The following is a 24828-nucleotide window of genomic DNA, read 5'->3' as shown; positions in this document are numbered from 1 at the left end:
GGTAGAACCCTGGTAGTCCCCCTTGCACGAGAGGACCCGCCATGGACGACCTGCTGCGCCTGGACGACAAGCTCAACCCTGACCAGCGGCTCATCCGCGACACGGTCAGCTCCTTCGTCGCCGACCGCGTCCTGCCCCACGTAGGGGACTGGTTCGAAGAGGCCGTCTTCCCCGCCCGCGACCTCGCGCCCGCGCTCGGCTCGCTCGGCCTGCTGGGGATGCACCTGACAGGGTACGGCTGCGCGGGCACGGACGCGGTGTCGTACGGGGTGGCCTGCCGCGAGCTGGAGGCCGGCGACTCCGGCCTGCGCTCCTTCGTGTCCGTGCAGGGCTCGCTGGCCATGTTCCCCATCTGGAAGTACGGCTCCGACGAGCAGAAGGAGGAATGGCTGCCCCGGATGGCCGCAGGCGAGGCCATCGGCTGCTTCGGCCTCACCGAGCCCGACCACGGCTCGGACCCCGCGGGCATGCGGACGTACGCCAAGAAGGACGGCACCGACTGGGTCCTGAACGGCTCCAAGATGTGGATCACCAACGGCTCGATCGCCGACGTCGCCGTCGTCTGGGCGCAGACCGACGACGGCGTACGCGGCTTCGTCGTCCCCACCTCCACCCCCGGCTTCTCCGCCCCTGAGATCCACAAGAAGCTCTCCCTGAGGGCCTCGGTCACCTCCTCCCTGTACTTCGACGACGTCCGCCTGCCCGCCTCCGCCGTCCTCCCCGGCGTCACCGGCCTGCGCGGCCCCCTCTCCTGCCTCTCCGAAGCCCGCTACGGCATCGTCTGGGGCGTCGTCGGCGCCGCCCGCGCCTGCCTGGAGGCGGCCGTCGACTACGCCAAGACCCGCGTCCAGTTCTCCAAGCCGATCGGCTCCTTCCAGCTCACGCAGGAGAAGCTCGCCTGGATGTACGTCGGCACGGCCCAGGCCGGCCTCACGGCCCTGCACCTCGGCGAGCTGAAGGACGCCGGACGGCTGGAGCCACGGCAGATCAGCTTCGGCAAGCTGGCCAACGTGCGGGCCGCCCTGGACATCGCCCGCCAGGCTCGCACCATCTTGGGCGGGAACGGGATCACGCTGGAGTACCCTGTGATCAGGCACATGAACAACCTGGAGAGCGTCCTGACGTACGAGGGTACGCAGGAGATCCACACGCTGGTGCTGGGGGAGGCGCTCACGGGGATGGCGGCTTACCGGTGATGGAGGCGTCGCGGACAGGGCGGTAATCTCTGTACCCTTGCTGGTGCGAGGGGCGTTAGCTCAATTGGCAGAGCTGCGGACTTTTAATCCGTAGGTTCCGGGTTCGAGCCCCGGGCGCCCTACCACTCTCACCTGCGGTTCCCCGAGATTCTGTAGTCGAGTCGTCTGATCGTGAATCACGGTGGGACACATGCGAGTCACGTACCAGTGCGGGCGTTGTTCACCTTGCGTGCGGTCTTGCGACCTGCCTTGAGGACCAGCCGGGCGGTGGCCCGGGCGCTGTCGTGATCCTGCTGCGGCAGCACCGACGTGTACGTGTCAGCGGTGAGCACGATGATGGCATGCCCGAGCAAACCCTGCACCACCCGTAGATCCGCTCCTGCCGCCAGGGCCAGCGTCGCGGCTCCATGCCTCAGGTCGTGCAGCCGCACCGGGGGAAGGCCGCCGGCCATGACCAGCTTGTGGAAGCGGTGAGTGAGGTAGTTGGGATCAATTGCCCTGCCGTTCTCACGCGAGAACATCGGAGTTGAGGCCGGTATGGACGAGCTGGCAGGAGATGGTGAGTTCGCGCCGGTCGGTGTCGAGGTCGATCCAGCGCGGGCCGGCCACCTCGGCGCGCCGCAGACCGCGCAGAGCGATCAGCCACCACAGCGCCAACAGTCGGTCGTCACGGACGAAGGCGAGGAACTCGGTGAGTTGCTCGACCGTTCACACCGCAACGGCGGGACGCTCACCGGTGCGCTTTCACGCGGCCACCCGCCGTGGGGTCCACACCATGGGATGGACGTGGCGTGGCGATGGTAGCCGTAGTCCGCGAGCCGGGTTGTCACGGATTACGTCTTCCGGACGGCTTCGGTTCAGCGCGGCCCGCAGCGTCGCGCGAATCCTTTCCAGGGTGGCCGCGCTGATCGGCTTGCCGTAGCGGGTGCGGCGCCTGGCCACAGCGGAGAACATTCTCATGACGTGCCGCCTCGACAAGCTGCGGAGCGGGATCAGGCCGAGGTACGGGATGAGGAACAGCCGGACGTGGTCACGGTAGGCCTTGTAGGTGGTGGGCCGAATCCGCTGCTCAACCACCGACAACCAGTAGCGCAGCCGCTGCCGCCGTCCGGACACGTCCGCCACCTGGACGGCGAAGTCCCCGCTGCCGTGGACGGGATTCGCCAGCCGGGCGCAGCGGTTTCCCAGCCGCTTGCCTGTCACCGCGTCGGCGCAGCCGCAACGCCGATACACCACGGGATCTTGAACGCATGCCATCGCCCTCACCCCACGCCTGGGTCACGCGAGACGACGGCGACAACAGGTCCTGACCATCCCGGGACATCGCCCGCCACCTCCGCGATGTCACCCTCAACACCATGTACCGGCAAGTGCCTCGCTGGCCCGGCAGCCGACCCATCCGCAAGATCGGGCCGGGTTTCTCCACCGCCCGGCCACTCTCTCCAGCTCTCTTGCCGACAGCTCAAGGGCCTCGACTACCTGGCCTTGGGTGAGCGGCCATCCGCTGCTACCGGAATCGTCTGCCGTTCCGTCCCGACCGACGACCGGCAACCGGTGCGGTGATGGTCACGGGGATGCCTGAGGGAGCTTGGGCACCCGTGATACGCCTCAACTCGGCCTCGCCCGACCGGACCTCGCTGGTCTGCGGGACGATACCGGCGTCGGCCATCAAGCGGGTCATGTCACGGCGCTGGTTGGGCAGCACCAGGGTGACGACGCTGCCGGACTCGCCGGCGCGGGCGGTGCGGCCGCCGCGGTGCAGGTAGTCCTTGTGGTCGTTCGGCGGGTCGACGTTGACGACGAGGTCCAGGTTGTCGACGTGGATGCCGCGGGCCGCGACGTTGGTCGCCACCAGCACCGTGACGTGGCCGCTCTTGAACTGGTCGAGAGTGCGGGTGCGCTGGGGCTGGGACTTGCCTCCGTGTAGTGCGGCGGCGCGCACTCCGCTGTTCAGCAGCTGTTCGGTGAGCCGGTCCACAGCGTGCTTGGTGTCCAGGAACATGATCACCCGGCCGTCGCGAGCAGCGATCTCCACAGTGGTGGCCTGCTTGTCGGCGCCCTGGACGTGCAGCACGTGGTGCTCCATCGTGGTGACCGCGCCCGCCGAGGGGTCGACCGAATGGACCACCGGATCGTTCAGATAGCGGCGGACCAGCAGATCGACGTTGCGGTCCAAAGTGGCGGAGAACAGCATCCGCTGGCCACCTGGGCGCACCTGGTCGAGCAGGTGAGTGATCTGCGGCATGAAGCCCATGTCGGCCATCTGGTCGGCCTCATCCAGCACGGTGATGCCGACCTGGTCCAGGCGGCACTCGCCACGCTCGATGAGATCCCTGAGCCGTCCCGGGGTCGCGACGACGACCTCCGCGCCGTTGCGCAGCGCCTGGGCCTGGCGGCCGATCGACATGCCGCCGACGACCGTGGCCAGCCGCAGCTTCAATGCTTGGGCGTACGGCGTGAGCGCATCGGTGACCTGCTGGGCCAATTCCCTGGTGGGGACGAGGATCAGGGCAAGCGGTCGCCGCGATTGCGCCCGCTGTCCGGAGGTGCGGACGAGCAGGGCCAGGCCGAAGGCGAGCGTCTTGCCCGACCCGGTGCGCCCCCGCCCCAAGACGTCCCGGCCGGCCAGGGAATTCGGCAGCGTGGCCGCCTGGATCGGGAACGGTTCGTTCAAGCCCAGGCCGGTGAGCACCTTCAGCAGCGCGGGCGGCATGCCCAGCTCAGCGAAGGTCGCGGCTGCCGGGAGGGCCGGGGTGACGGTGACCGGCAGCGCGAACTCTCCCTGGAGCGCTGCGGGACGCCGCCCGTTGCCGGACCGGCTGGAGGGGCCTGAACGGCCCTTGGCCGGAGAGCCGAATCGGCCGCCCCTGCTTCGGGCGGAGCCGCCCGTACGGGGCGAAGAGTTGCGATCGTGCGCGCGAGTCGCATGGTTCATGCAGAACCTTCCTCGATGCGGCACGTGTCAGGTGATCCTCGGTGCGATGAGCGGCACAAGAACAGCGAGCACGAGCCGAAGAAAAGACGAGTCGAACCGGCGGAAAACCGCCTGGACTCGTACGTCGAAATGGTCGGCTTTCGCCGGGAAGAACGCGGCTGTGATGCCGCGCCATAGGACTGGAGCGGGCCTGTGCCCGAACCGGGGCCATCGGTGGTGCATCCGGTGCGCGGCGGAAGAACAGCCACGCTGCGCTTCTCGGGTTGTGAGGGCACGGCACGATGGATGCCACAAAAAAAGCAACGTGCCGGGGGCGCGCCCTGCGGCGCGGGCCCCGGCTACGTGGTGTGTCAGTGTCAGGCGGGAACGATGTTCTCGGCCTGCGGGCCCTTCTGGCCCTGCGTGACGTCGAAGGCCACCTTCTGGCCCTCGCGCAGCTCACGGTAGCCGCCGTTGGCGACGATGTTGGAGTAGTGGGCGAAGACGTCGGCGCCGCCGCCGTCCTGCTCGATGAAGCCGAAGCCCTTTTCCGCGTTGAACCACTTCACGGTGCCAGAAGCCATGTTTGATCTCCTTTGATGGGTGCAAAACCGAAATCCGCATCTAACGGATCCCGCGTCGCCGCGATAGGACCACACCCGGAGATGACCGGAAAACAAAAATGCACCTGAGGCCACATACCGTCAGGTGCACACAAGTCTTTATGGGTACCACAACTGCAACTACGATCAATCTAGCACACGTGTGGCTGTGCTGCGCATGCCCCCCCGCCAACGTCGGCATCATCCGTGCTGAGACTCGAGCGTTGCCTGCGGCTGGTGACGCAGAACGCCACTTGGTCGAGACTGACGTGGCTGCCGGTGGCTCGGGTACCGGAGAAGTTGGCGCCTGATCCTCAGCCGGTAATCACGGCGGGGTCGGTGGCACGCCGTAGCCGAGCTCACCGTCCGCGTCCCTGGTGTAATTCAGCGTCTGCCTGGCCACCGTGGCGGTGGCCTGGGACGACCATCGGCAGGTTCACGTGCGCTGCGAGCAGCCCTTCGGGCGCCTGGGCGGCCAGTGTCGTGGTGATCGCCGATCCCCAGTCACCGCCCTGGGCGACCCAGCGCTCGTAGCCAAGGCGCTTCATGAGTACGGTCCACGCCGCCGCAAGGCGAGCGGGGTTCCAGCCGGTCTCGCGCGGCTTGTCGGAGAAGCCGTAGCCGGGGATCGCCGGGATCACGAGGTGGAAGGCGTCCTCAGCCTTGCCGCCGAAGCGCTCCGGGTCGGTGAGACGGTCGATGACGTTCAGGAACTCGATGACCGAGCCGGGCCAGCCGTGCGTCAGCAGGATCGGCATGGCATTTTCGTGCTTCGAACGGGCGTGGATGAAGTAGACGCCGACGCCATCGATCTTCGTGCGGAACTGCGAGTAACCGTTCAGGCGGGTCTCGAACGTGCGCCAGTCGTACTCGTGCAGCCAGTAGTCGACGAGTTCCTGCGCGGCATGGAGCGGCACTTCCTGGGTCCAGTCGTCGACGAGCTCGCGATCAGGCCAGCGGATGAGGCGCAGGCGCAACTTCAGGTCGTCGATCGCCCCCTGCGGGACGTGTACCTCGAACGGAGTGACCTGTTCGGTCGCGGGCGGCAGATCGAGCGCCGCAGCTGCGGTGAACGTGAAAGCAGACATGAGAACTCCAACCGTTGTCTCCATGACCGGGAAAATCGCATTCGACTTCGACAGGGCGGTGGACGAGGCGACGAAGCTGTTCTGGAAGAACGGCTACGCCAACACCGGACCGGCCCCGGACTCTGACGCAACGCCCTGCACGGCGTAGGCGAACAGCCGGCCGGGGGCCGTGGCCAGCCGGAAAGGCACCTCTCGCCTGCCGCATCTGCGGGTGGTCACGGCCTTCCTTCAGCCTTGCGGAGGCGAGGAGGAAGATCCGGCTCGCTGGACATGGCGTGGTGGGCCATCCGGCTGAGCCAGACGACCATCACCCAGAACGCGAGCCGGTCTCCCAGGCGCACGCGGCCGGCTTCAACGGCTCCCCCGAAGCCGCTGGACTTGGGCTGGTGATCTCGGCGGCTGGTGCGGGAGCCGAGCAGGGGAAGCTCCCGCAGCAGCCGGTTACGTGCGCCGCGCCTGCGGCACTCGTCCGGTTCACCCGCCGAGACTCCAAACCGGCGCGCCTTGCGCTTGCTCTATTGTGGGATCTTCACCAGCTTGCGGTTGAGGAACTCGCCGATCCCCAGTTCGGCCAGCTCGCGACCGAACCCGGAGTTCTTGACGCCCCCGAAGGGCAGGCTCGGCGAGTCGGCGAAGCAGGAATTGATGTACACCATGCCCGCTTCGATGCGGGTGGCCACCTGCTGGGCGTGCTCGACATCGGCGTCGAAGACGTAGCTGCCCAGCCCGAACCTGGTGGCGTTGGCCAGCCGGATCGCTTCCTCCTCAGTGTCCACGACGTAGAAGGACAGCACAGGGCCGAAGGCTTCCTCGTGGTAGAGCGGGTTGTCCTCGGTAATGTCGGTGATGATCGTCGGTTCGAGGAAGAAGCCGGGGCGGTCGACGCGGTTGCCGCCGTGGACGATGCGCGCGCCCGCGTTCCTGGCTTCCTGGATCTGCCGGAGCAGTCCCTCCAGGGCGCGTTCGCTGGACAGGGGGCCGACCTGGGTGTCCGCTTCCTTGGGGTCGCCCACCTTGATCTCGGCGAAGCGGTCCTGGAGCGCGGCCAGCATCTGCTCGCCTCGTTCTCTGCCGACCACGATCACCCGCTTGATGTTGACGCAGCCCTGGCCCGAGTTGTACGTGCGGCCCATAACGACCTGCTCGACCGCGTGCTCCAGGGGCGCGCCTTCCAGGATCAGGGCCGGGTCGCTGCCGCCCAGCTCCAGGACGGCCTTCTTGAGGTTGCGGCCAGCGCGTTCGCCGACGGCGGCTCCGGCCCGCTCGCTACCGGTCAGGGTGACGCCGCGCACCCGGAAGTCGTCGACCAGCTTGGCGATCTGGTCGACGCCGCAGAAGAGGTTCGTGTAGGCGCCTTGCGGCGCGCCCGCCTCCTCGAAGAGCCGGGCGAAGGCCAGGGCGCACTGCGGGACGCTCTCGGCGTGCTTCACCAGGACGACGTTGCCCGCTACCAGCTGGGACGCGGCGACGCGGGCGAGCTGGTAGTAGGGGAAGTTCCACGGCTCGATCGCCAGGATGACGCCGATGGGTTCGTTGATCAGCTTCGCGCCCGGCTCGCCGGGCAGTGGCCGCTCGGCGAGGAACTCCTCCCCGTGCTCGGCGTAGTAGTCGAGGATGTCGGCGACGAGATCGACCTCGAAGTAGCCCAGGCGGGTGACCTTCCCCATTTCCAGGGTCAGGTACTCCACGTACTCGTCCCGCTTGTCCCGCAGGATCTCGGCGGCGCGGGCGACGATGCGGGCCCGCTGCGCGATCGGCCTGAACTTCCAGTCCTCGCGGTAGAGCCGGTCGGCGGTGTCCAGCGCCGCGAACACCTCAGCATCCGACTGGAGCGGGAACTCCCTTACGAGTTCGCCGGTGGCCGGATTGATCGTCTGAAAGCTCATAGTGTGCTCACTCTCTGGTGTGGTCGTGTGGCTGAGGTCCTGCGCTACTTCGCGTCGCCGTCGAACCGCGCGCGGTGCCCGGCCGGCTCGATCCAGTCCTGTGCGCGGCGCAGCCACACTTCGGCGGACGGTTCCAGGCCCTCGGTGTCGTCGAGGGTGCCTGCCTTGACGATGACGAGAGCGGGCCGTTCATGCATGACGGTGAAAATCGGAGTGCCGCACTCCCCGCAGAAGAGCCGGTCGCGCAGATGGCCGTTCTCCGCGCCGATGGTCTGGTACGACTTGGGCGTGCCCTGAATATCCAGGGCGTTGCGTGCTACCAGGACGTTCACCGAGAACGCGGAACCGGTGTTGCGCTGGCAGTGGCCGCAGTGGCACAGGACGACGGCCTCAGGTTCGGCGTCGAACCGGTAGCCGATCGAGCCGCACAGGCAGTGTCCGGTACGCGTGCGGCGGCCGGGCGTCAGATCGGTGGTGCTCATTCTTCGTGCCCTTCATTATTGGTCTGCTAGTGGACCTTTGCGCGGATCAGCGGTTCGTGGGGAAGGCGTGCTTCTTGCCGCTGATGACGGTGGCCGCGGCGACGAGCAGGAGAGGACCGCCCAGGTGGCCGTCACCCGAGCCGGCGGGATGGCACCCAGAAGCGGTGAACCCGGCCGGGAAGAGGCCAAGCAGGGCCTTGACCGGGAGGCGGTTCCGCCGCGCGGTCGCCCGGACTGTCGGGAAGGTGTCGATCATGGTGGTGTTCCAAGGTGCGGTATAGGGAGCCCTTCCGGGCGCGGGGTGCCTGATGAGGGGCGAAGCCAGCGATCAGGACGATTCGAGAGTCCATCGAGCGCCCGGGGTTAGCCAGACACCCACGTCGTCCACGTCCCGCGGAGCTACCACTGACAGGGACAGGCTGAGCTGCATAAACCGAGCGATACTTGAAATATGGCAACCCACCGCGCCGTCCATACCGGCCTTCCGGAGGCTGCGAAGCGGGCCCCGGAAGCAGAAGCTCAAAAGCACGAAAATCTTGACCCGCGCGCCGAACTGAGCGAGTTCCTGCGAACCCGCCGTGATCGCCTCAGGCCGGCCGACGTCGGACTCCCCGACTACAGCCGACGGCGCCGCGTCCCGGGCCTGCGGCGCGAGGAAGTGGCACAGCTCGCCGGAGTCTCGGCGGCGTACTACACGCGCTTCGAGCAAGGGAACGCCCGCAATGTCTCACGCGAGGTGGTGGACGCGATCTCCCGCGTACTCGGACTGTCCGACGCCGAGCACGCCCACCTTCTGCGCCTGGCCCAGCCCAGACGACACCCGGAGGTCCCCCTGCGCCAGCAGGTCAGACCCGAGGTACGGGAACTCCTGGCAGCCATGGAAGGAATCCCGGCGTACGTGTGGGGCCGCCGATCCGACGTGCTGGCATGGAATCAGACCGCCTGCGCCGTCTTCGGAGACTGGACGGCCAGGGCCCCGCAGGACCGGAACTGGGCCAGGATCACCTTCCTCGATCCCGCGTCCCGCAAGCTCTTCACCGATTGGGACACCAAGGCCCGGGACGTGGTGGGACAGCTGCGACTGTGGGCTGGCCTGCACCCGGACGACACGCGGCTCGCGTCACTGATCGGCGAACTCTCCATGAAGAACGAGGATTTCCGCAAGCTGTGGGCCGCCCACGATGTCAAGAACAAGACGCACGGCACCATGCGTCTGACGCACCCGCTCGTGGGTCAGCTGACCCTGCGCTACGAAACCCTCGCCCTCCCCGGCGACCAGGACCAGTATCTGAGCACCTACCACGCCGAGCCCGGATCGCCGTCCGAGGAGTCGTTGCGATTGCTGGCCAGTTGGGGAGCCGACGCGGTCCAGGACCGGGCCGCTGACACGTCACACTGAACGTTCCGACGACACGCGCGGATACCGTGCTGTGGCTGCCGCTCGTCAGCGGGGTCCCACGGTGCAGGACGAGCCCTCCACGTACAGTTACGGCTAGTGATGCAACTTAACTGCTCCGGGAGGGCCCCATGAGCACGCCGGCCGTCAAAGTGGTGCAGCCCGGCGGCGGAGATCCGGTCGCCATCGGCGGATTCGGAGCGGTCTTCAAGATCAACAGTCGTGACAACAACGGCAACGTGGCCATCGTGGAGCATCCGTTCGCCGTGGGCACGATCACCGCACCGCACCGCCACACGCGCGAGGACGAGCACTCCATCGTGCTCGAAGGCCGGATCGGCTTCCGCTCCGACGCCGAGGAGGTCGTCCTGGGACCCGGCGGCTACATCACGAAGCCGCGCGGGCAGATGCACGCCATGTGGAACGCGGGCACAGTGCCGGGCCGCATCATCGAGGTCATCGCGCCGGGAGGCTTCGAGAACTACTTCCGCGAACTCAGCGAACTGCTCGCCGCCGCGGCCCCCGGCGCGAGCCTGCACAGGAGCGCCGAGTTCACCGGGCTCGCGGAGAAGTACGGCATCACCTACGGCGATCCCGGCTGGCTGGACGACATCGTGGCCCGTTACGGGCTCACGCCCCCCAGCCACTAGCTGGTACTACAGTCATGTTTTGTGATCTCTAGTCGGATCCGTGTCGGATGTGGTGACGTCTGAGGATCTCCAGTCGTGGGCGGCCGGGCTGGATGAGCTGTTCGCACGGGTGGCCGGCCGCTTCGGGCGGGTGGAGCCGCGTCGGCAGGCGCGGGCGTACCTGGTCGGATTGCTGGCGCCGGTGGAGCGGAAGAACGGCTGGCAACTGGCCGAGGCCGCAGGCGATGCCCAGCCTCAAACGAGCAACCGTGCAATGGTTGGCATCCCTTGACCATGCGCACTGCTTGGCTGGCCGGGCAGTGTGGCTCCGTGAGTCTCGCTGGTGCGGACCTCTGGTCACCAGGCATGGAATCGCTGGTTACTCGGCTGTGAGGCCCGCATCGTCGAGTCGCTTGATGAGGCTGGGCTTGCCCTGGTGCCGTTCCCGGAGGCGGGCGGCGGCGTCCAGCAGTTCGGTGACCGTCCGCCCCGTCTCACCTCCTGACCGGTGCTTCCGCCGCCGAACTCACGCAGCAGCTCCCACCGGACCTTCGCGCCGCCCTCTCGACCACCCGCAACAGCAGCGCGTCCTTGCGCTTGACGGGCAGAGCGCCGATCCAGGCGGCCAATGCCTGCCGATCATGCTGTACGGGCTGCGCTGCCCGGCTGGTCCCGGCGGCGGCCGCGAGCAGGTCGACGTCCAGGCGCAGGAAGCCGGCCCGGGCCCGCTGCGGCGCGCTGGGCGAACCCAGCCCGGGCGGGACTGGCGGCTCCAGCACGTCCTCCTCCTCGTCCAGCCTTCGTTCTTCGCCCCTGGCTCTTCTCATGGAAGCGGCTACAGCACGCCCCACGTGTGCAGGAGTGCTACGACAATCGTCGCGGTAACGCCGATCAGAATCGCGGCGAGCCGTGTCTGCCGGTAGAGGCGGGCGAATCTGCGAGCGTCGTGCCATTCGCGTTCATGGGCGCGCCGGGTACGCAGGTGGGAGATTCTGCCGCCTGGATGTGACCTTGAGCCTGCTGTAGTCGATGCCGTGCCGAGCCATGGCATCAAGTCTGTCCTGTCGGCAGGATGAATGGCCATTCCCGGCATCGGAAACCGGGCCCGGTGACAACGGGTGACCAGCGGAGCGACCATGTCGGCGATCTCCTGGACGTCCGCCATACGCCCAACGGTCAGCCTCTGGTTTCAGGGACGATCCGGGCGACGACGTCCTCCGTCGAGGCCGCATGGGAAGCGAGGTTCGGGTGCGGGCCATCTTCCGGGTGGCCGGCCAGGTGGACTTCCTTCAGAAATCAGGCGAGAAAAGAACTGCGGATTTCGGCGAGCCCTTCTAGCGTCAAGCTCAAAGTGCTTGGATTCAAGAAATCCATGAACGCCACGATTTGGGAATGCATCACCTACATGACGTCTCCCTATTCCGTGACTGAACGACGACGAGCGTCAACCGCGACCTGCGGGCCGAATCAGGGCTGTCCAACCCCGACCACCAGACGTTCGTCGCACCGAGCGAGTCTCCCGAGGGACGGACCCGGACCTCCGACCTGGCGGCACTGTTGCGGTGGGAGCGCAGCCGGGTGTCCCACCGCGTCACCCGGATGGAGAAGCGCGACCCGGTGTCTCGGCAGGGCTGCCCCGATGACGGCCGCCGCGCCTTCGTCCGCATCACCGGGACGGGACGGGAGGCCATCGAGCAGGCCGCGCCGGGCCATGGGCGCACCGTACGACGCCTGGTCCTCGACGCGCTCACCGCGGACGAGGTGGCTCAGCTCGGTGGGATCTTCCACCGGCTGCGCTCCCGCCTCGGCCTGTCAACCGGGTGAAGCAGCGCCGGATCCGCCCGGCCGCCACCACGCACCCCCCGGCCGGGCCCGTACGACCAGCTGATTCGCGACCGTGCGGTTGAGCGCTTTGAGTGGGGCGGAAAAAAGATCGGAAGGCTGCGAACCTTTCTCGCCCGGGCGCTATCCAACCCACATGTACGGCGAACCTGAAAAATAGACGGGAAAGGCATTCATTAAATGCAATCGAAGCTGGCCACCCTGCTCTTCGCCACCCTCACCGCCGGCAGTTGCGTCCTCGCCGGCGCCTCGCCCGCCTCGGCCACGACGCACTACGGCAAAGGCAAGAGGATCAGCTCCGAGATCGGCTGGCAGAACGCGGGCGTATACGTCGAGCCGGGTGACATGGTGCGGATCCACTACGTCAGCGGCCGGTGGACGGTCGACTACCGCGAGTTCCCCTACGTGTCCTCGGCCGGCTACCCCAGGCACATCGACCGCAGGATCTACCAGCCGTGCAAGATCCTCAGCAGGCACCCGCACGGCTCGATGATCGCGAGGATCAACAACGACCACTACAGGGTCGGCGGCAGCGCCTTGATCGAGGCGCGCCAGGCGGGCTTCCTCCAGCTGCGCATCAACGACGCCGACGGTTGCCTGCGCGACAACGACGGCTCCGTCCGCGTGAAGATCTCGGTCGCCGACCACTGAGAGATGTCCGCTCAGCCAATTCCTGCGAAAGCTCCCAGCCAAGGGCCGGGCGGCCGGTCCCTTGGCCACAGGTGGGGGTCCCAGCGATCATGAGAGCGTTGCTGGGAGAGGATCCGCACACGATCGGCGGCTACTGGCTGGCCGGCCGCCTGGGGCAGGGGGGCCAGGGCGTCGTCTACGAGGCGTACGACGGTGAGGGCGCTCGGGTGGCGCTCAAGCTCCTGCACGCCGACGGCGGCCGGACGCAGCTGGACCGGTTCGCCCGGGAGGTCGAGGCCGCGCGTAGGGTGGCCTCCTTCTGCACCGCTCGGGTGCTGGACGCCGATCTGGCCGGCCCGCGGCCGTACATCGTCAGCGAGTACGTCAGCGGGCCCAGCCTGCGCGCGGCCGTGCGGGACGGGCGGTCGTTCGCGGGGGACGACCTGCACCGGCTGGCCACGGCGATCGCCACCGCGCTGGCCGCCGTTCACGAGGCGGGGGTGATCCACCGCGATCTGAAGCCCGACAACGTCCTGCTCGGCCCGGACGGCCCCCGGGTGATCGACTTCGGTATCGCGCGTACCGAGGAGATGTCGGTGACGTCCACCGGGCTGGTCGCCGGAACGCCCGCCTACATGCCGCCCGAGTCGTTCAGCGGGCGGCGGGCGGGCGCGCCGGGCGACGTGTTCGCGTGGGGCGCCGTGATGCTCTTCGCCGCGCAGGGGAGGGACGCCTTCGGCGGGGACAACGCCGCCGCGGTGATCCACCAGGTCCTGTCGGCCATACCCGACGTGGGCGGGTTGCCGCCGGCGCTGCGCCCGCTGGTGGCGGCGGCGCTGGCCAAGGAGCCGCAGGCGCGGCCGACGGCCCGGGAGCTGCTGCTCGCCCTGGTCAGCGGGAACGGCGAGGCGGCCGGGCTGTTGCGTGCGGGCAGTGAGCGGGCGCGCCAGATCGCCTCGGACGATGGCCTGGATCCGGGGCTGGGCACGATCGCCGAGGACGCCTACACCGCACTCCCGGAGGAGCAGCGGCAACTGGTGCCCGGAGTGTTCCTGCGGCTGCTCACCCTGGACGAGTACGACATGGAGACGACCCGCCCGGTACCCGTGGCCGAGCTGGAGTACGGCGGGCAGGACCTGCGGGCCATCCTCCGGGCGTTCTCCTACGTGCTCTCCGAGCGCGACGGCCAGATGGTCCTGACCCGTCCCGCCGTCCTGCGCGCGTGGCCTCGCCTGCGCGGCTGGGTGAGCGCGGAGAGACCGGGGCTGGCGGTCGTCGGGCAGCTCGGCCAGGCCGCCCGACACTGGGACGACAACGGTCGCGGCGACGGCGACCTGCTGCGCGGCAGCCGGCTGCAGGCGGTCGAGAGCTGGGCCGTCTCCGAGCGCCGCCACATGACGCTCACCAGGCTGGAGCGGGACTTCCTCGACTCCAGCCGCCGGGCGCTGGCCCGGTCCAGGAAGGTGCGGCGCGGCGCGCTGGTCACGCTGGTCACGTTGCTCGTCGTCGCGCTCGCCGGCGCGGTCTCGGCCGTGTCCGCCGCGGGCGAGGCCAACAGGGAGCGGGAGCGGGCGGAGGCGCAGAAGCGGCAGGCGTTGTCCCGGCAGCTGGCGACGCAGAGCGTCCGGCTCGTCGGCACCGAACCGACGGTCGGGCACCTGCTCGCGGTCACCGCCTGGCGGCTCGCGCCGACCAAGGAGGCCCGCCACAGCCTCCGTAACGCGCTCGCCGGGCCCGCCGTCTTCACCAGGCCGGGCCCGGCGCTCGCGCTGGCCTTCAGCCCCGACGGCAAGGTCCTCGCGACCAACGGGGACGAGGGCGTCGTGACACTCCAGGACCCTGTCACCCACCGTCCGACCGGCTCCCTGACCGGCCAGAAGCAGATGGTCACCGAGGTGGCGTTCAGCGGCGACGGCCGGCTCGTCGCGGCGGCGGCCGAGGACGTACGGATCTGGGACGCCGCCACGCACGAGCAGGTCGGCGAGCCGCTCCGGGGCGGCGGCACCGTGGCGTTCAGCCCGGACGGCAGGCTGCTGGCCACCGGCGGCGACAGGGTGCGGCTGTGGGACGTGGCCACGCGCACACAGGTCGGTGACGCGCTCCCCGGAGCCGGCGCCGTCGCCTTCAGCCCGGACGGGAGGCTGCTGGCGACGCACTCCTCCCGCGAGACCGAGGCCCGGGTCTGGGACGTGGCCTCGCGCAGGCAGGTCGCCTCGCTCGAAGCGCATCTCTCCCCCGCCGGCATCAGCCACCTCGCCTTCAGTCCCGACGGGAAGCGGCTGGTCACCAGCAGCCACGCGTTGCGCCTGTGGGACGTCGCCACGTGGCGGCCCATCGGCAAGCCGCTCATGAACAGGCAGATCGGCGGCATCCGCGTGGCGTTCAGCCCGGACGGCTCAGTGCTGGCGACCACGAGCGACGGCGGCCGGGCCCGGCTGTGGGACCTGGCCACGCGCCAGGAGCTCGGTCCCCGTCTCGCCGGTCACACGATCGGCCTGTACAGCGTGGCCTTCAGCCCCGACGGGAAACTGCTGGCCGCCGGCGGCTTCGACGGGCTGCGGCTGTGGAGCCCGTTCACACACCGGCAGCTGGGAGCTCCCCTGCCCACGGCGGGCACCACCGCGCGTGCGGCGACGTTCAGCGGCGATCGGCGCAGCCTCCTGGCCTCCGACGCGCGGCAGGTCAGGCTCTGGGACCTCGGCTCGCGAACGCCGATCCTCACCATCAGGCCGGGGCGGCCCATCAACACCGCGGTGGGCAGCCCGGACGGTGGCACGCTGGCGATCGGCCTGGAGTCCGAGCTGACCTGGTGGGACGTCGCCGGCCGGCGCCAGGTGAGCTCGGTGCGAACCCCCCGCCACGTCATCGGGCCGGCGGCCTACAGCCCGGACGGCCGGATCCTCGCCATCGCCCTCACACCGGACCCGCAGACCGATGCGAAGCCCGAGATATGGCTCTTCGACGCGCGCACCCATCGCCGGACCGGCCGGATCGTCCGCCCCGAGAACATCGCGCAGCTGGTCATCAGCCCCGACGGCAGATACCTGACCGCGGTGGACATCGGGGAGAACGCCCAGCTTTGGGAGCTGTCCACCCAGGTCGAGGCCGGCCCGCCCATCAGCAGGGCGAAGGGCGTCGCCTTCTCCCCCGACGTCAGGACCCTGGCCGTGGCCGGCAACGCGGGAACGCGGCTGATCGACCTGGCCTCCCGCAAGCAGCTCGGCCGGGACCTGGGCGGGCACTCCGGCGTGATCACCGCGGTGGCCTTCAGCGCAGACGGCGGCACCCTCGCCACCGCGAGCGACGACAAGAGCGTCCGGCTGTGGGACGTGGCCACGCACGAGCAGGTCGGCGCCGCTCTTCCTGGCCGTAGCAGGGTCTCGCAGGTGGAGTTCGGCGACGGTGTGCTGGCCACGGTGAACGATGACGACACCTTCCGGGTGTGGGGCGTGGCCGAACCCGCGGACCTGGTGGCCGCCGCCTGCGCCCGCGCCGGCCGTACGCTCAGCGCCGGGGAGTGGGAGCAGTACCTGCCCGGCGAGCCCTTCCAGAAGGTGTGCGTACCGTCCTGAGCGGCTTGGCGCGGACATACCACTGCCATACCGCCGGTCCTTAACGTTCTTCGCGGGTGCTCCGGCCACAGGCGGAGCACCCGCGACGTTCTGGTTGACGACAAGGATCGAATTTCATGCGGAAGCTCTCCCCCTCGAAGATGCTCGCCACTGTTGTCGGGGTCTCTGCGGCCTTCGCCGTACTCGCGCCGGCCGGCACCGCCACGGCCTCCACCGCCACCGCCGCCGTCTCTTCGGCCGGCTGCAAGGACAAGTGGAGCAAGCTGAACACCAAGGACGGCTTCGTCAGCTACGTACTGAAGCTCTGCACCAACGGCTACGGCGAGGCGCGCGGCAGCGTGACGGACACCAAGAACGACGTCTGGACGACCGTGGTCGAGGTCTCCTTCAAGAAGAGCAACGGCGACGAAATCTACGGCGAGTACAAGGAGGCCGGCCGGAACAAGGGCCACAAGAGCTTCAAGTGGTCCACGACCCGCACCAACCTCGACCGGATCACGATCAGGGCCAAGCGCTGCCTCCCGAGCACGATCGTGTGCAACAACACCAAGACCTACACGCTCTACCCCTGAGCTGAGGCGTGGCGGCCGGGTAGCCCACGGTTGCCGGTGACGACCGCGTGAGAAGGGAGTGAACTCTTTTCGCGCGGTCTGTCCGGTTCGATGGCAGACCAGCACACTTGAGCGCCGTGATCCGATTTTCCCTGACACGTCTGCGTACTCTGGTGATCGGCGGCCTGATGGCGGCCGGGCTGCTGTCGTTCCCCGGCATCGCGCTGGCCTCCACCGTGACGCCGCCCGACGACCCGGCGTCGCGGGGCGCCCGCCCTCCGTACTCGGTGCTCCACATGAACGTCTGCCTGAGCGGGTACGCCGGTTGCTATCCCCGGACCCAGTATCCGAAGATCGTCGACGAGGTCGTGGAGCGCATCCAGGCCAACGACGTCAACGCGGTCACCCTCAACGAGGCGTGCAGCGGCGACGTGGCCGAGATCGCCGAGCGCACCGGCTACCACTACCGGTTCGCCACGGTCGTCTACAACGGCGCCCCGCTGGCCTGCAAGTCGCCGGGCGGACGGGGCGAGTTCGGCAACGCCGTGCTGACCAAGGAGGCGATCCGCGCCGCAGAGGACGCGCCGTACTCCAGGTTCAGCGGTGTGGAGCAGCGGCGCTGGCTCTGCGTGACGACCGCCCGCGGGGTGGACGTGTGCACCAGCCACCTGTCCACCGACGGCGAGGCCGCCGGCAGCACCAACTCGACCCAGTGCGCCGAGCTCGCCCAGGTGCTCGCCGCCCGCGGCCGGCCGACGGTCTTCGCCGGTGACGTCAACCGCCGCTCCTCGTGCGCCCCGCAGGGCCACTGGACGCTGACCGACGCGGACGCCACCCAGGCGCCCGGCATCCAGCACGCCTACGGCAACCTGACGGCTCCGGCGCTGGAGCTGGAGCAGACCACGTACACCGACCACGACGCCCTCGTCATCCGCGCCGGCCTGCCGAAGTAGCCCGTGACGCGTCAGAGGTCGAGCGATCGCCCGAGCCCGGCCAGGTAGCGGGCCAGCGCCACCCGGTTGGCGAAGAAGGCGCGCAGCTCGTCGTCCGCCTCGCCGGTGAGCCTGTGGACGGGGATCGCCGTCCACAGGCTGCGCAGGACCAGCGCGCCGGCGTACCCGTCGTGCTTCATCACGCTGCCGTAGCCGTCGGTGATGGCCTCGTGCACGGCGGGCAGGTCCGCCGCCGGCAGCAGGCCGTCGTGGGCCCGCCCGACGAGCAGCTGGCCGAGGTCGAACCCGATGGCGCCCGGCGAGTTCCAGCTCCAGTCCACGGCGACGAACTCCGCCGAGCCGTCGGCGGGCACGAGCAGGTTCTGCGGGCTCGCGTCGCCGTGGACGCCGGTGTGCGGGAGCCGCTCCAAAGCGTCCAGGATCGGGTTGATCTGGCCCGCCAGGAAGCAGATGTCCTCTCTGAGTCTTTCGTCCGCATGCGGGGTGATGAGCGGGTGCCGCCAGACCTGCTCGTCCAGGAGCGGCGGGATCATCACTCGCGAGGGGATGTTCGTGGCGAACTGGGCGAGATCGCGCACGCCCACGCCCTGCGCGGCGACGCCGGGGCCGCCGAGTCCGTGCTCGGGCGCGCGTCCGGCCTGGCGTTGTCCACGGGGCCGCCGACGGACCTGCCGCTGGACCTCGCCGGGGCCTGGACGCTGGCGGCGCGGGGCGACGTTCAGGGGGCGATCGAGCGGGCACTGGAGGTCGCGGAGTCGCCGTACATGATGTTCACGCTCTTCGCGCTCCACGACGTCGTCCGGCTCGGCCGCCCCGACCTGGTCGCGGACCGGCTGGCCGCGCTGCCCGTGGACGGCGTGCTCGCGCCGCTGTTCGCCCGGCACGCGGCCGCGCGCACGGCGGGCGAGCTCCTCTCCGTCTCGGAGTCGTTCACCCGGCTCGGCTTCCTCCTCTACGCCGCCGAGTCGGCCGCCCGGGCGGCCGCCCGCTTCGTGGAGTCGGGCGAGCCGCGCAGAGCCACCGGCGCCGAGACCCGCGCCTGGGCGCTCACGCAGCGCTGCCAGGGTGCCCGCACCCCCGCCCTGGTCGGCCTCTCCCTGCGCGGCCTCACCCCACGCCGCCGAGACCTTTCAGTGGATTCGCGGCTTGCCGCCCGAGTAGTAGACCTGGACCGAGAACGACCCTGTGATCGTCCAGCCATCACGTGTCCTTTCTCGAACAGCTCTGCACGTGACGCTACAGCCGCGCTGTCCAACGAAGGCTCTGGTCTGCGCGCGCGGCCGTTCAAGAGCGTCCTCTGCGTATGTAGGCGCGGAGCGACAGCGGGACGAAGATCGCCAGCAGCGCGGCCGACCAGAGCAGGACGGCGGCCACCGGATGCGCGAGCGGCCACGCCACGTCTCCGGACGGGGCGCCCGGGTTGCCGAACAGCTCCCGCGAGGCGGCGGTGAGGGCGCTCACCGGGTTCCAGTCGGCCAGGAAGCGCAGCCAGGCCGGCATGCCGCCGGTCGGGACGAACGCGTTCGACACCATCGTGAACGGCAGGCCCAGCGGCACCATCGCGTCGGCGACCTGCTCGTTCCTCACCGCCAGGCCCACGTAGACGCCCACCCAGCTCAGCGCGTACCGCAGCACGATCACCAGCAGGAACGCCTGGGCCGCCGGAAGCAGGCCGCGGTGCGGCTGCCAGCCCACCAGCAGGCCCGTGACCACCATGATGGCCAGCATCAGCAGGCCGGTCAGCAGGTCCGCGCCGGTCTGCCCGAACGGCACCGCCAGGCGCGCCATCGGCATGGAGCGGAACCTGTCCATCACGCCCCGGGAGGCGTCGGTGGCCATCCGGGTCATGACCCCGAGCCACGCGGAGAACGTCACCATCGCGAACAGGCCGGGCATGAGGTACTCGCGGTAGTCGCCGCCGCCCGGCACCCGGATCGCGCTGCCGAAGACGTACCCGAACAGGACCACCATCACGGCGGGGAAGATCAGCGCCGCGACGAGTTCGCCGGGGTCGTGCCGCAGGCGTCCCAGCTCGCGGCCGACCAGGGTCAGCCCGTCGGTGAACGTCCACCGCAGGCGGCTCAGCGGGGTCGTGAGTGCGGTCATCGTACGGGCTCCTTGCGGTCGGTGAGGCGCAGGAACACCTCGTCGAGGGTGGGGCGGCGCAGCCGGACGTCGGCCGCGGCGACCCCGGCGCGGTCGAGCTCGCGCACGATGCCGGCGAGCCGGAGGCCGCCGCCCGGCAGGGCGACGCTGAGCCGGTCGGCGCCGGTCGTCGTGGGATCGGCCCCGGCCAGGGCCTTCAGCACGGTCGCCGCCCGGCCCAGGGCCTCGGGGTCTTCGAGCACGACGTCGAGGCGGTCGCCGATCGTGGCCTTCAGCTCGTCGGGGGTGCCCGTGGCGATCACCCGCCCGTGGTCGACGACGGCGATGTCGTCGGCCAGGTGGTCGGCCTCGTCCAGGTACTGCGTGGTGAGCAGCACCGTGGTGCCGTCCGCCACCAGCTCGCGGACGTTGGCCCAGATCTCGCCGCGGCTGCGCGGGTCCAGGCCGGTGGTGGGCTCGTCCAGGAAGAGCACGTCGGGGCGGAGGATGAGGCTGGTGATCAGGTCGAGGCGGCGCCGCATGCCGCCGGAGTAGCCGGAGACCCGGCGGTCGGCGGCGTCCATCAGGCCGAAGCGTTCGAGCAGTTCCTCGGCCCGCCGGTGCGCCTGGCGCCGGGGCAGGTGGGAGAGGCGCCCGAACAGGCGCAGGTTGCCGCGGCCTGTGAGCTTCTCGTCCACGGCGGCGTACTGGCCGGCGAGCCCGATGCGTCTCCGCACCTCGCCCGCCTCGCGGACGACGTCGTATCCGGCGATGCGGGCGTGCCCGGCGTCGGGGTCGGAGAGGGTCGCCAGGATGCGCACCGCGGTCGTCTTTCCCGCGCCGTTCGGCCCGAGCACGCCGCAGACCGTCCCTTTCGGGACGTTCAGGTCCAGGCCCCGCAGGGCGTGGGTGTCGCCGAAGGACTTGTGCAGCCCTTCGGCGACCACGATCGGATCAGGCATGACCCCTCCACTGAGTACGTCGTACGCGGTTATGGCGGCCACGCTAAGGCACTGGGTACGATGTACGCAACAAGGAGGTGGACCGGTGACCGACGCCGAGTACGTGAGCATCTGGATGCGGCCCGAGCGCCCCGCCCGCGGGCCGAAGCCGGTCTACAGCCGCGCGCAGATCACCGAGACGGCGATCCGGATCGCCGACGCCGAAGGGCTGGAGGCCGCCACCATGCGGCGGATCGCCGCCGAGATCGGCGCGGGCGCGATGTCGCTCTACCGGTACGTCCCGAGCCGCGACGACCTGGTCGAGCTCATGGCCGACCGGGTGATGGGCGAGATCGACGTCACGGGCATGCCCTCGGGCGACTGGCGCGCCGACCTGACCCGCTACGCCGGCGGGCTGCGGGCCATGTGGCTGAGGCACCCGTGGATCTCCGCCGTGCAGCGGTCACTGCCCGGTTTCGGCCCCAGCCAGCTGCTCCTGATCGAACGGCTGATGGGGGTGCTCGACGCCCTCGTCCCGATCGACGAGAACCTCGGCCTCATCGCCATGCTGAACAGCTACGTCGAGGGCTCCGTCCGCGAGGAGATCGGCTCGGCGAGGGAGATCCGCCGCAGCGGGCTCAGCGAGTCGGAGTGGATGGCGCGGAGCGGCCCGTACGTGGACCAGCTGGTGAAGAGCGGGAGCTACCCGATCTTCACCAAGATCGTGATGGAGGCGCGCCAGCCGCATCTGAGCCGCGACGAACAGTTCCGGTACGGGCTCCGGCGCGTCCTCGACTGCATCGCCACGGCCCTCCCGCCGGCGGCCGGGTCTCCGGGGGCGGGGGAGTGAGCCGGCATGGCGGCGACACGGATTTTCCGGCGCGGGGCTCACCGGAAAGTGTGCTAGCCTGATGTGCGTTGCAGTTATGGTACCCATAAAGACTTTATGCGCGCCTGTTAGATGGATCTACAGGCGCGTTTCTGTTTTCCGGCTTTTCCGGATGGGCTCATCGCGGCGGCACGAGATTCACGAGGTGTGAATTCTCCAGTTTTCCCGGCACTGTCTGAAGGAGATCGACATGGCCACCGGCACCGTCAAGTGGTTCAACTCGGAAAAGGGCTTCGGCTTCATCGCGCAGGACGGCGGCGGCGCCGACGTCTTCGCCCACTACTCCAACATCGTCGCCAACGGCGGCTACCGTGAGCTGACCGAGGGACAGAAGGTGTCCTTCGACGTCGTTCAGGGCCAGAAGGGCCCGCAGGCGGAGAACATCGTCGCCGCCTGACCTGGCACGTAACGATCCCGGGCCCGCGCTTGAGCGCGGGCCCGGAGTCGCCCCACCACCAGCCCGCCACCGAGCAGGAACGGGACGGCCGTCGGGCCCGTCCCCCGCGTGCGGGACCCCGCGCGCCCGGCCCGGCCGCCCGGATGCGGGCCGAGGGAATCCCGGCACATTTCCCATCGGGGTCGATTTATTCGCCGCCGGGGCGCATACTTGCAGAATGAGACGTACTGCGCCGGCCGCTCGGCGACGCCCGCCTGGCAGCCCCTTCAACACCCCGGAAATACCTCCCGAGCCTGTCGAGCAGTTTGCCGCCGGAGACCGGGTGAGTCATGACAAATACGGCCTCGGGCGGGTTCTCGCGGTCGATCAGGATGAGGCTGTTCTCATCGATTTCGGCGCTGCCACCTATCGAATCGCCTCACCGTACGCCAAACTCGTGAAGCTCTGACGCTGGTACCCCTGGCTGTACCTTCCTTGGGGCGCAGGCGGGAACGACACTGACGGCCCCGCGCTGATGTGCTGGTCGCCGTCAGACAAGCGCTCCCCCAAGGAACCCACACATGACAGCGCACAGCCGGCCGGTCACCGAGCACCATCCCGATCAGGCCGGGTTGCGGGGATTCATCCGCCGCCGCCCCCTGGTCAGCTTCTTCCTCATGGCGAACCTGCTGAGCTGGGTCGCCTGGTTACCGTACATCCTGTCGGCCAACGGCCTCGGAATCCTGGACTTCGGCTTTCCTGCCCTGCTCGGCACCACCCAGTTCCTCGGCGTCCTCCCCGGCGCCTACCTCGGCCCCATCTTCGCCGCCTACGTCGTGACCAGGATCACCGACGGGAAGGCGGTCATCCGCCAGTGGATCGGGCGGATGACCAAGTGGCGGGTCGGCTGGGTCTGGTACGTCGTGACCGCCCTCGGCGTCCCCGCCGCCATCATCGTCACCGGCGTCGCGGTGAGCGAGGGGGACGTCCGCATGCCGCCCGTCGCCGTGCTGGTGGCGTACGTGCCCGGGCTGCTGATCCAGATGCTCACCACCGGGCTGGCCGAGGAGCCCGGCTGGCGCGACTTCGCGCTGGCCCGCATGCAGCGCAGGCTCGGCCCGCTCGGCGCCACCGCCGTCCTCGGCCCGCTGTGGGGTGTGTGGCACCTGCCGCTGTTCCTGAGCGAGTGGGGCGGGTGGCCGGACGTCACCTGGGAGCGGGTCGGCATGTTCCTCGCCTTCACCTGCACCTTCAGCGTGGTCGTCACCTGGGTGTTCAACCGGACCGGGCAGAGCCTGCCACTGATCATGCTGCTGCACGTCAGCGTCAACAACTTCATGTCGATCGCGTACTCGGACATGTTCCCGTCGATCGCCACCCCTGATCAGTCGAGCCAGGTCACCCTGCTCGCGGGCACCACGGCGGCCTTCCTGGTGCTCGTCGCGACGCGTGGCCGGCTGGGTTACCGTCCCGCCTCACAAGGACTGGGCGAGCCGGTCGGCGACCATGCGGCGGCGCTCCGCCGGTAGGCCGTTGGCGGTCATGGCCCTGTCGAGCAGGGCCTCGTCGAAGCCACGTGCCGCCAGGTGGTCGAGGAGGGGTTCGTACCGGTCGGGGCGGTCGCGCAGGAGCTCGGTGGCCAGCCGCAGCTCCAGGCGGACCACGGGGACGCGGTGCGGGCCGCACGCGATCAGGACGTAGTGCCGCCACGGGCCGCTGCCGACGCACTCCAACCCGTCGGAGTCGGTCTCCCGCTCGACGGTGCTGATCTCGACCTGGACGCCGTTCACGTCGTACCTGGCGAAGTACTGCGCGCTCTCGGGGAGCCAGGAGGCCGCGTACAGGCAGGGGAAGGCGGACAGGGCGGCGGCGACCAGGTGCACGTCCTCGCGCCGGGCCGCCAGGAGGTCGACGTCGCCGACGGGGAGCTCGACGCCCTGCAGCAGGGCGGCGCTCGTGCCGCCCACGCGGTACTCCGGGGTTCTCCCCGAAGCGCTCAGGGCGGTGAGCGTGGTCTCCAGTGCCGTGGTCACGTCGTCCAGCCGCAGCGTCGCCTCACTGTCTCCCATGGCGGTCAGGGTAGTCATCGCGAGGCGCCGCGCGTCAGGCCTCTGGTCAGCAGCCGGATCGCCAGGACGAGGCTCTGCAGGGCCAGTGGCGCGTTCATGGTCAGGTAGAGCGGCGTGACGACGCCGGTCACCCGGGAGAGCACCAGGAGGCTCGCCAGCATGGCTGCTCCGGTCCCGAGGAATCCCCAGGCGGACAGCCAGCGCGGGACGAGCCGCGACCGGTGGAGCATGGCGAACAGCAGGAGGTCCCCGAGGCCGAGCGCGAGGATCAGCGCGACGTGATTCACCAGGTCGCGGGCCGTTCTCAGCAGCTCCAAGCCGGCCGCGTGCTCCTGGCCCGGCACGAGGAACAGGGGCAGCAGGATCACCCCGGTGAAGTGGAACGTGGCCGCGATCAGCCTGAATCCCAGGAAACCCGGGGCGAGTGCCGCGCTCTCCGCCCGTAACGCCGGATAAAGGCACAGCGCGAAGCCGACATAGGCGGGGATCATGACGAACTGAAATATCGCGCCGATGATGATCTGGCCCTCGTGCGCGGGAATGAGAGCGCGATAGTCCGGCTCCTCCAGAACGGGCACGACACTCAGCACGCCGGCGACCATGCCGGCGATGCCCAGTGCGCCCGCGAGCCTGTCTGCCTTCATGGCGAATACCCCCATATCACGACTTACACTTGTAAGGTCAGGCGATGAACGCTATCCCTTACGCGCGTAAGGCTGCAAGGGCG

28 protein-coding genes, 1 tRNA gene and 1 pseudogene are annotated in these 24828 nt (G+C 69.4%); 15 read left to right on the top strand and 15 right to left on the bottom strand.

The genetic code is table 11. The features are described from left to right. The first annotated feature begins 41 nt into the window (after positions 1-41). Entirely contained in the window at positions 42-1196 is a 1155-nt protein-coding gene (locus tag HD593_RS01290) for an acyl-CoA dehydrogenase family protein (RefSeq protein WP_185100308.1), read from the top strand. Between the two features lie 49 nt (positions 1197-1245). Continuing rightward, positions 1246-1321: transfer RNA gene (locus HD593_RS01285), tRNA-Lys, on the top strand. Positions 1322-1393: 72 nt separating this feature from the next. Here HD593_RS01285 and HD593_RS01280 read toward each other — a convergent pair. The 6 genes from HD593_RS01280 to HD593_RS01255 all read right to left on the bottom strand — a co-directional run bounded on the left by HD593_RS01280 (position 1394) and on the right by HD593_RS01255 (position 5800). After that, complete coding sequence (locus HD593_RS01280; RefSeq protein WP_185100307.1) at positions 1394-1717, bottom strand: tyrosine-type recombinase/integrase; 324 nt, start codon at positions 1715-1717, stop codon at positions 1394-1396. Continuing rightward, complete coding sequence (locus HD593_RS01275; RefSeq protein WP_185100306.1) at positions 1704-1853, bottom strand: site-specific integrase; 150 nt, start codon at positions 1851-1853, stop codon at positions 1704-1706. The genes HD593_RS01280 and HD593_RS01275 overlap by 14 nt, the downstream gene beginning before the upstream one ends. An 87-nt stretch (positions 1854-1940) precedes the next feature. Then, entirely contained in the window at positions 1941-2432 is a 492-nt protein-coding gene (locus tag HD593_RS01270) for a tyrosine-type recombinase/integrase (RefSeq protein ID WP_185100305.1), read from the bottom strand. Positions 2433-2703: 271 nt separating this feature from the next. Beyond that, entirely contained in the window at positions 2704-4131 is a 1428-nt protein-coding gene (locus tag HD593_RS01265) for a DEAD/DEAH box helicase (protein WP_221524564.1), read from the bottom strand. 356 nt (positions 4132-4487) lie between these two features. Then, entirely contained in the window at positions 4488-4694 is a 207-nt protein-coding gene (locus HD593_RS01260; RefSeq protein ID WP_020545593.1) for a cold-shock protein, read from the bottom strand. 377 nt (positions 4695-5071) lie between these two features. Further along, positions 5072-5800, bottom strand: coding sequence for an epoxide hydrolase family protein (locus tag HD593_RS01255; RefSeq protein WP_221524563.1), 729 nt, complete (start codon positions 5798-5800; stop codon positions 5072-5074). 22 nt (positions 5801-5822) lie between these two features. Here HD593_RS01255 and HD593_RS63175 point away from each other — a divergent pair, with 22 nt between their 5' ends. Beyond that, positions 5823-5948 carry a hypothetical protein gene (locus tag HD593_RS63175; RefSeq protein WP_281402440.1) on the top strand — a complete coding sequence of 42 codons (126 nt, stop codon included), beginning with the start codon at positions 5823-5825 and terminating at the stop codon, positions 5946-5948. A gap of 367 nt (positions 5949-6315) precedes the next feature. Here HD593_RS63175 and HD593_RS01250 read toward each other — a convergent pair whose 3' ends face one another. From HD593_RS01250 to HD593_RS01240, 3 genes are read right to left on the bottom strand one after another with little or no spacing between them, the layout of a single operon-like run. Beyond that, entirely contained in the window at positions 6316-7686 is a 1371-nt protein-coding gene (locus tag HD593_RS01250; protein ID WP_185100303.1) for an NAD-dependent succinate-semialdehyde dehydrogenase, read from the bottom strand. Between the two features lie 44 nt (positions 7687-7730). Then, positions 7731-8168, bottom strand: a complete 438-nt coding sequence (locus tag HD593_RS01245; RefSeq protein WP_185100302.1) for a GFA family protein — start codon at positions 8166-8168, stop codon at positions 7731-7733. Between the two features lie 46 nt (positions 8169-8214). Then, complete coding sequence (locus tag HD593_RS01240) at positions 8215-8424, bottom strand: hypothetical protein (RefSeq protein ID WP_185100301.1); 210 nt, start codon at positions 8422-8424, stop codon at positions 8215-8217. Positions 8425-8619: 195 nt separating this feature from the next. Between HD593_RS01240 and HD593_RS01235 the strand changes: the two genes are divergently transcribed. From HD593_RS01235 to HD593_RS01225, 3 genes and pseudogenes are all read left to right on the top strand, one after another. Continuing rightward, positions 8620-9567: a helix-turn-helix transcriptional regulator gene (locus HD593_RS01235; protein WP_185100300.1), complete on the top strand. Its 948-nt coding sequence runs from the start codon at positions 8620-8622 to the stop codon at positions 9565-9567. Between the two features lie 128 nt (positions 9568-9695). After that, positions 9696-10214 carry a cupin domain-containing protein gene (locus HD593_RS01230; protein WP_185100299.1) on the top strand — a complete coding sequence of 173 codons (519 nt, stop codon included), beginning with the start codon at positions 9696-9698 and terminating at the stop codon, positions 10212-10214. Positions 10215-10311: 97 nt separating this feature from the next. Beyond that, positions 10312-10449 (top strand): annotated as a pseudogene (locus tag HD593_RS01225) (IS701 family transposase); the annotation flags it as partial. Positions 10450-10687: 238 nt separating this feature from the next. Here the strand turns inward: HD593_RS01225 and HD593_RS01220 are convergent. Then, entirely contained in the window at positions 10688-11020 is a 333-nt protein-coding gene (locus HD593_RS01220; RefSeq protein WP_185100298.1) for a hypothetical protein, read from the bottom strand. A 751-nt stretch (positions 11021-11771) separates the two neighbouring features. Between HD593_RS01220 and HD593_RS01215 the strand changes: the two genes are divergently transcribed. The 5 genes from HD593_RS01215 (at position 11772) to HD593_RS01195 (ending at position 17741) form a co-directional block, all read left to right on the top strand. After that, positions 11772-12017 carry a MarR family winged helix-turn-helix transcriptional regulator gene (locus tag HD593_RS01215; RefSeq protein WP_465264289.1) on the top strand — a complete coding sequence of 82 codons (246 nt, stop codon included), beginning with the start codon at positions 11772-11774 and terminating at the stop codon, positions 12015-12017. A 198-nt stretch (positions 12018-12215) separates the two neighbouring features. Next, a complete protein-coding gene (locus HD593_RS01210) occupies positions 12216-12686 on the top strand; it encodes a hypothetical protein (protein ID WP_185100297.1) in 471 nt (156 codons plus the stop codon). A gap of 98 nt (positions 12687-12784) precedes the next feature. Then, on the top strand, positions 12785-16237 hold the full coding sequence (locus HD593_RS01205; RefSeq protein WP_185100296.1) for a serine/threonine-protein kinase: 3453 nt from the start codon (positions 12785-12787) through the stop codon (positions 16235-16237). Positions 16238-16353: 116 nt separating this feature from the next. Beyond that, entirely contained in the window at positions 16354-16809 is a 456-nt protein-coding gene (locus tag HD593_RS01200) for a hypothetical protein (protein WP_185100295.1), read from the top strand. Between the two features lie 116 nt (positions 16810-16925). Beyond that, positions 16926-17741 carry an endonuclease/exonuclease/phosphatase family protein gene (locus HD593_RS01195; RefSeq protein ID WP_185100294.1) on the top strand — a complete coding sequence of 272 codons (816 nt, stop codon included), beginning with the start codon at positions 16926-16928 and terminating at the stop codon, positions 17739-17741. Positions 17742-17752: 11 nt separating this feature from the next. On the opposite strand, the gene HD593_RS01190 is transcribed toward HD593_RS01195, so the two are convergent. The 3 genes from HD593_RS01190 to HD593_RS01180 form a co-directional block, all read right to left on the bottom strand. Further along, positions 17753-18625 (bottom strand): hypothetical protein, encoded by an 873-nt coding sequence (locus tag HD593_RS01190; protein WP_185100293.1) that lies wholly within the window; start codon positions 18623-18625, stop codon positions 17753-17755. 400 nt (positions 18626-19025) lie between these two features. Beyond that, on the bottom strand, positions 19026-19847 hold the full coding sequence (locus tag HD593_RS01185) for an ABC transporter permease (RefSeq protein ID WP_185100292.1): 822 nt from the start codon (positions 19845-19847) through the stop codon (positions 19026-19028). Then, entirely contained in the window at positions 19844-20788 is a 945-nt protein-coding gene (locus HD593_RS01180; protein WP_185100291.1) for an ATP-binding cassette domain-containing protein, read from the bottom strand. Before HD593_RS01180 ends, HD593_RS01185 begins: the two co-directional genes overlap by 4 nt. A gap of 85 nt (positions 20789-20873) precedes the next feature. Here HD593_RS01180 and HD593_RS01175 point away from each other — a divergent pair, with 85 nt between their 5' ends. The 4 genes from HD593_RS01175 (at position 20874) to HD593_RS01160 (ending at position 23561) form a co-directional block, all read left to right on the top strand. Further along, complete coding sequence (locus HD593_RS01175; RefSeq protein WP_185100290.1) at positions 20874-21617, top strand: TetR/AcrR family transcriptional regulator; 744 nt, start codon at positions 20874-20876, stop codon at positions 21615-21617. Between the two features lie 229 nt (positions 21618-21846). Further along, positions 21847-22053, top strand: a complete 207-nt coding sequence (locus tag HD593_RS01170; protein ID WP_139637865.1) for a cold-shock protein — start codon at positions 21847-21849, stop codon at positions 22051-22053. 217 nt (positions 22054-22270) lie between these two features. Next, complete coding sequence (locus HD593_RS01165; protein WP_185100289.1) at positions 22271-22501, top strand: hypothetical protein; 231 nt, start codon at positions 22271-22273, stop codon at positions 22499-22501. A 112-nt stretch (positions 22502-22613) separates the two neighbouring features. After that, the gene (locus tag HD593_RS01160; RefSeq protein WP_185100288.1) at positions 22614-23561 is read left to right on the top strand and encodes a CPBP family intramembrane glutamic endopeptidase; all 948 of its coding nucleotides are present in this window, start codon (positions 22614-22616) and stop codon (positions 23559-23561) included. Here the strand turns inward: HD593_RS01160 and HD593_RS01155 are convergent. Further along, a complete protein-coding gene (locus HD593_RS01155) occupies positions 23508-24101 on the bottom strand; it encodes a hypothetical protein (RefSeq protein WP_185100287.1) in 594 nt (197 codons plus the stop codon). The two genes, HD593_RS01160 and HD593_RS01155, sit on opposite strands and share 54 nt — an antisense overlap. A 14-nt stretch (positions 24102-24115) precedes the next feature. Beyond that, entirely contained in the window at positions 24116-24745 is a 630-nt protein-coding gene (locus HD593_RS01150; RefSeq protein WP_185100286.1) for a DUF4386 domain-containing protein, read from the bottom strand. Positions 24746-24828: the final 83 nt, after the last annotated feature.

The organism is Nonomuraea rubra (genome assembly GCF_014207985.1).
GTDB lineage: Bacteria > Actinomycetota > Actinomycetes > Streptosporangiales > Streptosporangiaceae > Nonomuraea > Nonomuraea rubra.
This window is presented reverse-complemented; position numbering and strand designations above follow the sequence as displayed.

Excerpts from the sequence above, each read along its gene's own strand:
- HD593_RS01240 (WP_185100301.1), bottom strand. The coding sequence starts at position 8,424 with ATGATCGACACCTTCCCGACAGTCCGGGCGACCGCGCGGCGGAACCGC.
- HD593_RS01150 (WP_185100286.1), bottom strand. The coding sequence starts at position 24,745 with ATGAAGGCAGACAGGCTCGCGGGCGCACTGGGCATCGCCGGCATGGTC.
- HD593_RS01280 (WP_185100307.1), bottom strand. The coding sequence starts at position 1,717 with ATGTTCTCGCGTGAGAACGGCAGGGCAATTGATCCCAACTACCTCACT.
- HD593_RS01155 (WP_185100287.1), bottom strand. The coding sequence starts at position 24,101 with ATGGGAGACAGTGAGGCGACGCTGCGGCTGGACGACGTGACCACGGCA.
- HD593_RS01250 (WP_185100303.1), bottom strand. The coding sequence starts at position 7,686 with ATGAGCTTTCAGACGATCAATCCGGCCACCGGCGAACTCGTAAGGGAG.
- HD593_RS01260 (WP_020545593.1), bottom strand. The coding sequence starts at position 4,694 with ATGGCTTCTGGCACCGTGAAGTGGTTCAACGCGGAAAAGGGCTTCGGC.
- HD593_RS01210 (WP_185100297.1), top strand. The coding sequence starts at position 12,216 with ATGCAATCGAAGCTGGCCACCCTGCTCTTCGCCACCCTCACCGCCGGC.
- HD593_RS01235 (WP_185100300.1), top strand. The coding sequence starts at position 8,620 with ATGGCAACCCACCGCGCCGTCCATACCGGCCTTCCGGAGGCTGCGAAG.
- HD593_RS01160 (WP_185100288.1), top strand. The coding sequence starts at position 22,614 with ATGACAGCGCACAGCCGGCCGGTCACCGAGCACCATCCCGATCAGGCC.
- HD593_RS01245 (WP_185100302.1), bottom strand. The coding sequence starts at position 8,168 with ATGAGCACCACCGATCTGACGCCCGGCCGCCGCACGCGTACCGGACAC.
- HD593_RS01290 (WP_185100308.1), top strand. The coding sequence starts at position 42 with ATGGACGACCTGCTGCGCCTGGACGACAAGCTCAACCCTGACCAGCGG.
- HD593_RS01165 (WP_185100289.1), top strand. The coding sequence starts at position 22,271 with ATGAGACGTACTGCGCCGGCCGCTCGGCGACGCCCGCCTGGCAGCCCC.
- HD593_RS01265 (WP_221524564.1), bottom strand. The coding sequence starts at position 4,131 with ATGAACCATGCGACTCGCGCGCACGATCGCAACTCTTCGCCCCGTACG.
- HD593_RS01180 (WP_185100291.1), bottom strand. The coding sequence starts at position 20,788 with ATGCCTGATCCGATCGTGGTCGCCGAAGGGCTGCACAAGTCCTTCGGC.
- HD593_RS63175 (WP_281402440.1), top strand. The coding sequence starts at position 5,823 with ATGACCGGGAAAATCGCATTCGACTTCGACAGGGCGGTGGACGAGGCG.
- HD593_RS01230 (WP_185100299.1), top strand. The coding sequence starts at position 9,696 with ATGAGCACGCCGGCCGTCAAAGTGGTGCAGCCCGGCGGCGGAGATCCG.
- HD593_RS01255 (WP_221524563.1), bottom strand. The coding sequence starts at position 5,800 with ATGTCTGCTTTCACGTTCACCGCAGCTGCGGCGCTCGATCTGCCGCCC.
- HD593_RS01170 (WP_139637865.1), top strand. The coding sequence starts at position 21,847 with ATGGCCACCGGCACCGTCAAGTGGTTCAACTCGGAAAAGGGCTTCGGC.
- HD593_RS01200 (WP_185100295.1), top strand. The coding sequence starts at position 16,354 with ATGCGGAAGCTCTCCCCCTCGAAGATGCTCGCCACTGTTGTCGGGGTC.
- HD593_RS01220 (WP_185100298.1), bottom strand. The coding sequence starts at position 11,020 with ATGAGAAGAGCCAGGGGCGAAGAACGAAGGCTGGACGAGGAGGAGGAC.
- HD593_RS01185 (WP_185100292.1), bottom strand. The coding sequence starts at position 19,847 with ATGACCGCACTCACGACCCCGCTGAGCCGCCTGCGGTGGACGTTCACC.